Source organism: Saccharopolyspora sp. NPDC047091, assembly GCF_040643635.1.
Taxonomy (GTDB): Bacteria; Actinomycetota; Actinomycetes; order Mycobacteriales; family Pseudonocardiaceae; genus Saccharopolyspora_C.
The window spans coordinates 35,629-43,885 of record NZ_JBEYUS010000055.1; the positions used below are offsets into that span (position 1 = coordinate 35,629).

The 8,257-nt window shown below is 74.2% G+C and carries 6 protein-coding genes and 1 pseudogene; 6 read left to right on the forward strand and 1 reads right to left on the reverse strand.

The window, feature by feature from the left end; translation table 11 throughout:
- Positions 1–117: 117 nt before the first annotated feature.
- The 6 genes from ABZ805_RS21515 (at position 118) to ABZ805_RS21540 (ending at position 7,791) form a co-directional block, all read left to right on the forward strand.
- Complete coding sequence (locus ABZ805_RS21515; RefSeq protein WP_358443054.1) at positions 118–1,074, forward strand: enoyl-CoA hydratase/isomerase family protein; 957 nt, start codon at positions 118–120, stop codon at positions 1,072–1,074.
- Positions 1,075–1,085: 11 nt separating this feature from the next.
- The gene (locus ABZ805_RS21520; RefSeq protein WP_358443057.1) at positions 1,086–2,270 is read left to right on the forward strand and encodes an acyl-CoA dehydrogenase family protein; all 1,185 of its coding nucleotides are present in this window, start codon (positions 1,086–1,088) and stop codon (positions 2,268–2,270) included.
- A gap of 53 nt (positions 2,271–2,323) precedes the next feature.
- On the forward strand, positions 2,324–3,142 hold the full coding sequence (locus ABZ805_RS21525) for an acyl-CoA dehydrogenase family protein (protein ID WP_358443060.1): 819 nt from the start codon (positions 2,324–2,326) through the stop codon (positions 3,140–3,142).
- 108 nt (positions 3,143–3,250) lie between these two features.
- Positions 3,251–4,267 (forward strand): ketol-acid reductoisomerase, encoded by a 1,017-nt coding sequence (gene ilvC, locus ABZ805_RS21530; protein ID WP_358443063.1) that lies wholly within the window; start codon positions 3,251–3,253, stop codon positions 4,265–4,267.
- 45 nt (positions 4,268–4,312) lie between these two features.
- Positions 4,313–6,580: an anthranilate synthase component I gene (locus tag ABZ805_RS21535; protein WP_358443066.1), complete on the forward strand. Its 2,268-nt coding sequence runs from the start codon at positions 4,313–4,315 to the stop codon at positions 6,578–6,580.
- Positions 6,577–7,791, forward strand: coding sequence for a 3-deoxy-7-phosphoheptulonate synthase (locus ABZ805_RS21540; protein ID WP_358443069.1), 1,215 nt, complete (start codon positions 6,577–6,579; stop codon positions 7,789–7,791). Before ABZ805_RS21535 ends, ABZ805_RS21540 begins: the two co-directional genes overlap by 4 nt.
- Positions 7,792–7,801: 10 nt before the next feature.
- On the opposite strand, the pseudogene ABZ805_RS21545 reads toward ABZ805_RS21540, so the two are convergent.
- A pseudogene (locus tag ABZ805_RS21545) lies at positions 7,802–8,257 on the reverse strand (bile acid:sodium symporter family protein); the annotation flags it as partial.

The window sequence follows — 8,257 nt, forward strand, 5'->3', positions numbered from 1 at the left end:
CGACCGGACCAGTCAAACGGCTTGCCGATGCGCCAATAGTGAATACAATTGAACACTGATCTCGATGTTTTTTGGTCACACGCTCACAACTGTCCGGTCTGGCCGAGGGGTTGCTAGATGGCGCGCGTACCGCAGCAGGATCGACCCGCCGAGGCGAGCACGATCACCTACACCCGGCGCGAGGGGCAGGCGATCATCGCGATCGACCGCCCGAAAGCCCTCAACAGCCTCAACTTCCTCGCCTTCCAGGAGATCCAGGACGCGCTGCGGGTGGCCGAGCGGGACGACTCGGTGGCGGTCATCGTGATCACCGGCGCCGGGAGCAAGGCGTTCTGCGCGGGTGCCGACCTGCACGAGCACTGGGAGCTGTGCCGCCGCCCGCGCGACTACGTCCCGTGGGTGCGCGAGTTCATCGCCATGCAGACGTCCATCGTCCGCTGCAGCAAGCCGACGATCGCCCGGCTCAACGGACTGGTGGTCGGGGCCGGGAACGAGCTCGCCCTCGCCTGCGACCTCGCGATCGCCTGCGACGAGGTCGTGATCCGGGAGGTGGGCCCCCTCGTCGGCAGCGTCTCCGGCATCGGCGTCACGCAGTGGCTGCCGCTGATGATCGGCGACCGGCGCGCCCGCGAGGTCGTCCTGCTCTCCGAAGACCTCCCGGCCGAGACGGCGCGGGACTGGGGATTGATCAACAAGGTCGTGCCCGCCGCGGAGCTGGACGCCGCCGTCGACGCCGCGGCGCGGCGGCTCACCGACACCTTCCCGGAGTCGCTCCGGTTCACCCGCGCCCTGGTCAACCAGGCCAAGGAGGCGGCGTGGGCCGCGAGCGCGGCGCTCGCGGGCGAATGGCTGGCGATCCACAGCGGCTCCGTCGAGACCCGCCGGGGCATGGGGTCGTTCCTCGACAAGCGCCCCGCGGACCGCACGGGGCTGCGGGAGCGCGCGGCCCGGGACGAGTCGCCGGAGTTCCCGCACGGCCCGCCGGTGGGATCGTGCCCCGCCTGCGGGACCGCGGACCTGCCCGCGACGTTCCGGTGGTGCGGGGCGTGCGGCGCGGAACTGGCCGCGAGGTGAGGGCGGCGACGATGGGCCACACCGCCGACGAGGGACTCACCTCGGTGCTGATCGACGACGCCGTCCGCGCGGAGTTCCGGGGACGGCTGCGCGCATGGCTGCCGGAGAACCTGCCCCGCACCCCGGAACCGGACGGCGTCGAGGACCGGTTCTGGTGGCGCCACGCCTGGCACCGGACGCTGCACCGCGGTGGGTGGATCGGGGTCGACCTGCCCGCCGAACTCGGTGGTCACGGGCTCGACGCGCTGCACCGGGCCGTCCTGATCGACGAGCTGACCGCGGCCGACGCCCCGCCGATCGCGAACTGGGTCGGGGTCGAGCTCGTGGCACCCACGCTGGTGGCCTGGGGCAGCGCGGAGCAGCGGGCCGAGCACGTTCCCGCGATCCTGGACGGCGGATCCGTGTGGTGCCAGGCCTTCTCCGAACCGGAAGCCGGTTCGGACCTGGCCGCGGTGACCACCCGGGCCACGCCGGACGGCGACGGTTTCGTGCTGCGCGGGCGCAAGCGCTGGAGCAGCTGGTCGCGGTTCGCCGACCAGGTGCTGGTGCTGGCCCGCACCGGCAGCACCGAGGCCCGGCACAAGGCCCTCTCGTGCTTCATCGTGCCGCTCGCGCGCCCCGGGGTGAGCGTGCGGCCCGTCCCGATGCTCTACGGCGACGCCGAGGAATCCGACATCGTGCTCGACGACGTCCGCGTCGGAGCGGACGCCCTGGTCGGGGAGCTCGACCGCGGCTGGTCCGTGCTGATGACGAGCCTGTCCCTGGCCAGGGGGCTCTCCACCCTGACGCGGGTCGGCGCGCTGCGCCGAGCGCTGGCCCGCCTGATCTCCGAACGCATCGAGTCCTGCGGATCGGCCGCGGACCTGCCACCGACCGAGGTGATGGCCTTGACCGACTTCCACGCCAGGGCCGAGGCCCTGCGCGGCCTCGCCTACCGGAAGGTGGCCGACCTGGCGGCCGACGGGGTGCCGGGCCCGGTCGCCTCGACCGAGAAGCTGCTCTGGGGCGAGCTGTCCCGGCAGGTCGCCGAGCACGCGGTGCTGCTGGGCGGGCTCGACGCGCTGGCGCCCTCCGGCGGGATGGCCACCGGGTGGTTGCTGGAGCTCTACCGGGGCATCGGCAACGCCATCGAGGGCGGCACCAGCGAGATCCAGCGGACCACGATCGCCCGCCACGTCCTGGGACTTCCCGCATGAGGGCGGAACGCACTACGACATCGTCCGAAGTGGACAATCCAGGGGCATCCGATGTGGACCGCGATGTGCTGACCGAACTCGCGCTCGGCTGCCTCTCCGCGGAACGCGAGGGGACGGCGGGATGGCCCGCCGGGGCGGCCGTCACGGGCTGGATCCGGACGCGGCTCGCCCCGGACTCCCCGCCCGGCACCGTCGTCACCGGGTCCGGCGGGCGGTTCGACGTCGTCGCGGTCTCCCCGCCGGACGTGCTGCTCGAACGCCGGGAACCCGGCGCCGAATGGGTGCTGCGCCCGACCGGATCCGCCGAGGGCACCGAGCTCACCGATCCCGCGGTGCGCCGGTGGCGGGGCACCGCGGAACCGGACGCACCCGCCGTGCCGGTCCGCCTGCCCGCGGACGTGGCCGAGCGGCTCGCGGTCGTCGAGGACATCGCCGTGGCCGCCGCCCTGGTGGGGGTCGCGGACCGCGCGCTCGGCCTCGCCGCCGCGTACGCCCGGGAGCGCACCCAGTTCGGGCGCCCGATCGCGTCCTTCCAGTCGGTCGCCCACCGGCTGGCCGACATGTACTGCGCCGTCGAGCTGGCCCGATCCGGGGTGCTGCTCGCGGCGGCCACCGGCACCGCGACCGACGCGCGGCTGTCGCGCGGGCTCGCGGCCACGACCGCGCCCGACGTCGCGATCTCCGCGGTGCACCTGCACGGCGCGATCGGGCTGACCGGCGAGGCCGCGGTGCACGGCCCGCTGCGCCGGGCGCTCGTCCTGCGCGCGCTGTCCCCGCACCCCGACCACCTCCTCGACGCGCTGCGCGGCGACCTGCAGGACCTCGCCGACCGCAGCCGCCCGACGACCTCGATCCCGGAGGTCCCGGCGTGATGGCCGAATTCGCGGGCCACCGGCCCGCCCTCCCCCGTCCGGACGCGACCCGCGCGCGCCGGGAACACCTGCCCCGCACGACGTCGAACCCCCGAGGACGGTGGCGCGATGACCCGGCCGACGAACGACGCGGCGACCGTGCACTACGCGGACGAGGAGCGCGTTCCCCTGCTGCCCGACCGCCGCGTCGCGGTGCTGGGATACGGCTCGCAGGGCCGCGCGCACGCGCACAACCTCCGCGACTCCGGGATCGCGGTGCAGGTCGGGCTGCGGCCGGACTCGGCGTCGGTGGCCACCGCCCGCGACGAGGGCTTCACCGTGACCGACACCGCATCGGCGGCCCGGTGGGCGGACGTGATCGTCGTGCTGGTGCCGGACACCCTGGCGCCCGGGGTGTTCACCGAATCGGTGCGGCCGAACCTGGACCCCGGCGACGCGCTCGTGTTCGCCCACGGATTCGCCGTGCACCACGGCCTGATCACCGCACCGGGCGAGGTCGACGTGGTGATGGTGGCCCCGAAGGCGCCCGGCCGGGACGTGCGGGAGAGCTTCGAGCGCGGCCGCGGCTGCCCGGCGCTGGTCGCCGTGGCGCAGGACGCCACCGGCTCGGGGTTCTCCCTCGCCCTGGACTACGCCGACGCGCTGGGCGCGACCCGGGCCGGAGCGCTGGAGACGACCTTCGCCGAGGAGACCGAGACCGACCTGTTCGGCGAGCAGGCGGTGCTGGTCGGCGGGGTCACCGAGCTGATCAAGACCGCCTTCGAGGTGCTGGTCGACGCCGGGTACCAACCGGAATCGGCGTACTTCGAATGCCTGCACGAGCTCAAGCTGACCGTCGACCTGATCCAGCGGCACGGCCTGGCCGCCATGACCGACCACATCTCCGACACCGCGGAGTACGGCGGGTACAGCCGGGGGCCGCGGGTGATCGACGCGCACGTCCGCTCCTCGATGGAGGCCGTGCTCGCCGACATCAGGTCCGGCGGGTTCGCCGCGGAGTGGGTGGCCGAGGACCAGGGCGGTCGCCCGCACTTCCGGACGGCGCGGTCCACCGCCGGGGCGCACGCGATCGAGGCGGTGGGAGCACCGCTGCGCCGGATGACCGGCGGCTCGGCCACCTCCTGAGCCGCTCGACGACACGTTCCTCACCTTCTGATCTGTGGAGTGGTCATGCGCGTGGACTTCGCTTGGATCGACCGGGCGCTGGAGGAGGGCGCGCACAGCGCCACCCGGTACCGGACGGCGGGTGGTCTCGACGTCGAGCGGCGCGCTCGCCCGTTGCCCGGGCCGAACGCCGCGTCGAGGTCGCTGAGCCGCGTCGCCGCCGCGTTGGATTCCGCGCCGGGAGCCCTGTTCCACGGGTCGGTGACCCAACCAGGGCGCTACTCGCCGTGGACCCGCGCCACGCAGCGGGTGGCGCTGGCCTTCGAGGCCCGGGGGCGTGCGTTCCGCGTGCTCGCCCTCGACCCGGGTGCAGGCCCGCTGCTGGAGCTGGCCACCACCGCGCTGGTGGCGGACCCGCAGGTGCGCGGACTCGCGGTGCTGCCCGACGGATCCGGACTGCACGGCGCCGTCGCCCCCGCCGGTACCGGCTTCGCCGAGGAGGAGCGCACCCGGCAACCGTCGACGGTCGGCGTGCTGCGCACGCTCACCCGGGCCCTCGCCCATCCCGATGAGCCGGTGCTGGGCTGGTACGGGGCTTTCGGCTACGACCTGATGCTCGGGTTCGACCCCATCACCCGGCGGCACCGGCGCCCGGCGGGCTACCGGGACATCGTCGCGTTCCTGCCCGCCTCGGTGATCGTGGCGGATCCCGAGCGCGAGCTGGCGGTCGAGGTCGACTACGCCTTCTCCGGTCCGACCGGGACCTCCGCGACGGTCGCGACCGTCGACCTCGCCGGTGCTCGCCGGGCCCCCGACCCGCCCGCGCGGGCCGATCCCGGGCACTACCGGGCGGGGGTGCGCGCGGCGCTGTCGAAGTTCCACGCGGGCGACGCCTTCGAGACGGTGCTGAGCCAGACCCTGTCCGCCGACCGCGGCGGCGAGTCCGCGAGCGTGGTCTTCGAGCGGCTCACCGCCGCGAACCCCAGCCCGTACGGCTTCCTCATCAACCTGGGTCGCGGTGAGTCGCTCGTCGGTGCCTCACCGGAGATGTACGTGCGGGTCGCCGACGGCGTCGTGGAGACCTGCCCCATCTCCGGCACCATCGCGCGGGGCGCGTCCGCGATCGAGGAGTCCCGGAACGTGGCCGCGCTGCTGGGCTCCGAGAAGGAGGCCGCCGAGCTGACGATGTGCACCGACGTCGACCGCAACGACAAGAGCCGCGTCGCGGTCCCCGGCTCGGTGCGGATCGTCGGCCGGCGCCAGATCGAGCTCTACTCCCGGCTGATCCACACCGTGGACCACGTCAAGGGCGATCTCGAACGCGGTTACGACGCGTGGGACGCCTTCCTCAGCCACATGTGGGCCGCCACGGTGAGCGGTGCGCCGAAGCGGGCCGCCGCCGAGTTCATCGAGCGCTGGGAGACCTCGGCTCGGCGCTGGTACGGCGGCGCGGTCGGCTACGCCACTGCGGACGGAGCGATGGACACGGCGCTGACCCTCCGGACGGCGCGCTTGACGGACACGACGACCGAGGTGCGCGCGGGAGCGACGCTGCTCATCGGCAGCGACCCCGACGCCGAGGAGGCCGAGACGCGCCTCAAGGCCTCCGCCGTGCTGGACGCGCTGCGCGGCCGGGCGGCCCCGCCCCCGCGCACCGAGCGGCCGGTCGGTCCGCACGGCGGGACCAGGGTCACCGCACGAGGTCCGCGCATCGCGCTCGTCGACCACGAGGACTCCTTCGTGCACACGCTCGCGGGCTACCTGCGGCAGAACGGCTGCGAGGTCGTCACGCGGAGGTGGTCCTCGCTGACCGGGTTCGACGAGGGCACGGATCTCGTGGTGCTCTCCCCCGGGCCGGACCGACCGGCGGCGTTCCGCATGAGCGGCACGATCGACGCCGCGCTCGCGGCAGGAGCCGGCGTGTTCGGCGTCTGCCTCGGGATGCAGGGCGTCGTCGAGCACTTCGGCGGGCACCTGCGCGTGCTCCCCGATCCGGTCCACGGCCGCGCGTCGGAGATCCGCGCGGTCGGCGGCGGCGGCGCGCTGCTGCGCGGACTGCCCGCGCGGTTCACCGCCGGGCGCTACCACTCGCTCTACGTCGCCTCGCACGAGGTACCGCCACCGCTGCGGGTCACCGCCGCGACCGACGACGGCGTCGCCATGGCCGTCGAGCACCCCGCACTCCCGGTCGCCGGGGTCCAGTTCCACCCCGAATCCCTGCTGTCGCTCGACGGCGAGGTGGGGCACCGCGTCATCGCGAACCTCATCGACGGCTGCCGAACCGGTTCGGCAGCAGGCAGGCGCACCGCCGCGGCCCAGGTCGGGCCGGCATGATCCACAGTCGTACGGCCGAGGCCCGGCACACCCCGTGGACGCCCGACTCCTGGCGTTCGCGCGTCGCGCAGCAGCAGCCCGCGTGGGATCCCGCCGAGCTGGAACGGGCCGTGGCGGAACTGCGCAGCCTGCCCGCCCTGGTGCAGCCCGGCGAGATCTCGAACCTGCGTCGAGAGCTGGCCGACGCGGCGCGCGGCGAGGCGTTCGTCGTCCAGGCGGGCGACTGCGCCGAGTCCTTCGAGGACGCGACCACCGAGCACATCACGAGTCGAGGCCGGCTCATCGCCCGGCTCGCACGCGGCTTCGCGGAGATCTCCGGTCGGCCCGCCGTCGCGATCGGACGCATCGCCGGGCAGTACGCGAAGCCGCGCAGCGCACCGACCGAACTCGTGGACGGCCGGGCGCTCCCGGTGTTCCGCGGGCACATGGTCAACGGTGCCGCACCCACCGCCTCAGCGCGGCGCGCGGACGCCGCGCGGCTCCTGCAGGGCTACTACCGGTCGGCGACCACGCTCAACCTGCTCCGCACCCTGCACGCGCACCCGGCCGGGCAGCTGTGGGTCAGCCGCGAGTGCCTGCTGCTCCCCTACGACCGGGCGACCTTGCGCAACGATCCCGCCAGCGAGCAGTGGTTCCTGTCCAGCACCCACTTCCCGTGGATCGGCGAGCGGACCCGCGACATCGGTGGAGCTCACGTCGAGCTGCTGAGCGGGGTGGCGAATCCGCTGGGGGTCAAGGTGGGGCCCGCGGTCACGCCGGCGGAGCTCGTGGCCCTCTGCGCCCGGCTCGATCCGGAGCGGGCACCGGGCCGCCTGACCCTGATCACCCGGTTCGGCGCGAACGCCGTCCGCCGCGTCCTGCCCGAGCTCGTCGCGGCCGTGTCCGCGGCCGGACATCCGGTGGTCTGGATGTGCGATCCCATGCACGGCAACACGATCCGGCTCCCCTCGGGGATCAAGACCCGCCGGGTCACCGATCTGCTGGCCGAGCTCGACGGCTGGTTCGACGTGCTCGCCGAGGCGGGGGCGCACCCGGGTGGGCTGCACCTGGAGTGCACGCCCGACGACGTCCGGGAGTGCGTGGACGAGGACACGTCCGAAGTGGGCGGTGCTCAGCCGCTGTGCGATCCCCGCCTCGACGCCGACCAGGCCTCGGCCCTGGTGCGCGCCGCGGCTCAGGGCCTCCGGCGCGGTGCCCGGCCGGTGCCCTGAGCCGGCGGCGTCACCGCTCGTCGCTCGCGATCCGGCTCTGCTCGTCCCCGGCGACCGCGACGGGCCGCCGGGCCCAGAAGGTGGCGACCAGTGAACCGGAGATGTTGTGCCACACCGAGAAGATCGCCCCGGGCAGCGCCGCGACCGGCGAGAAGTAGGTCGACGCCAGGCTCGCCGCCAGACCGGAGTTCTGCATCCCCACCTCCAGCGCGATCGCCCGCCGCCCCGCCTCGTCGATCCCCGCCACCCGGGCGGCCACGTACCCCAGCCCGACGCCGAGCACGTTGTGCAGCACGACCGCGAGCACCACGACCGGCCCCACGCTGAGCAACTTGTCCGCACTGCCCGACACCACCGCGACCACCACACCGGTGATCCCGATCACCGAGACCAGCGGCAGCACCGGCAACGCCTTCGCCACCACCGGCCCGGCGAACCGGCGCAGCACGAAACCGAGCACCACCGG

Bases quoted from the DNA above. Each gene is read 5' to 3' on its own strand.
- ABZ805_RS21535 (WP_358443066.1), top strand. From the start codon at position 4,313: ATGCGCGTGGACTTCGCTTGGATCGACCGGGCGCTGGAGGAGGGCGCG.
- ABZ805_RS21520 (WP_358443057.1), top strand. From the start codon at position 1,086: ATGGGCCACACCGCCGACGAGGGACTCACCTCGGTGCTGATCGACGAC.
- ABZ805_RS21515 (WP_358443054.1), top strand. From the start codon at position 118: ATGGCGCGCGTACCGCAGCAGGATCGACCCGCCGAGGCGAGCACGATC.
- ABZ805_RS21540 (WP_358443069.1), top strand. From the start codon at position 6,577: ATGATCCACAGTCGTACGGCCGAGGCCCGGCACACCCCGTGGACGCCC.
- ilvC (WP_358443063.1), top strand. From the start codon at position 3,251: ATGACCCGGCCGACGAACGACGCGGCGACCGTGCACTACGCGGACGAG.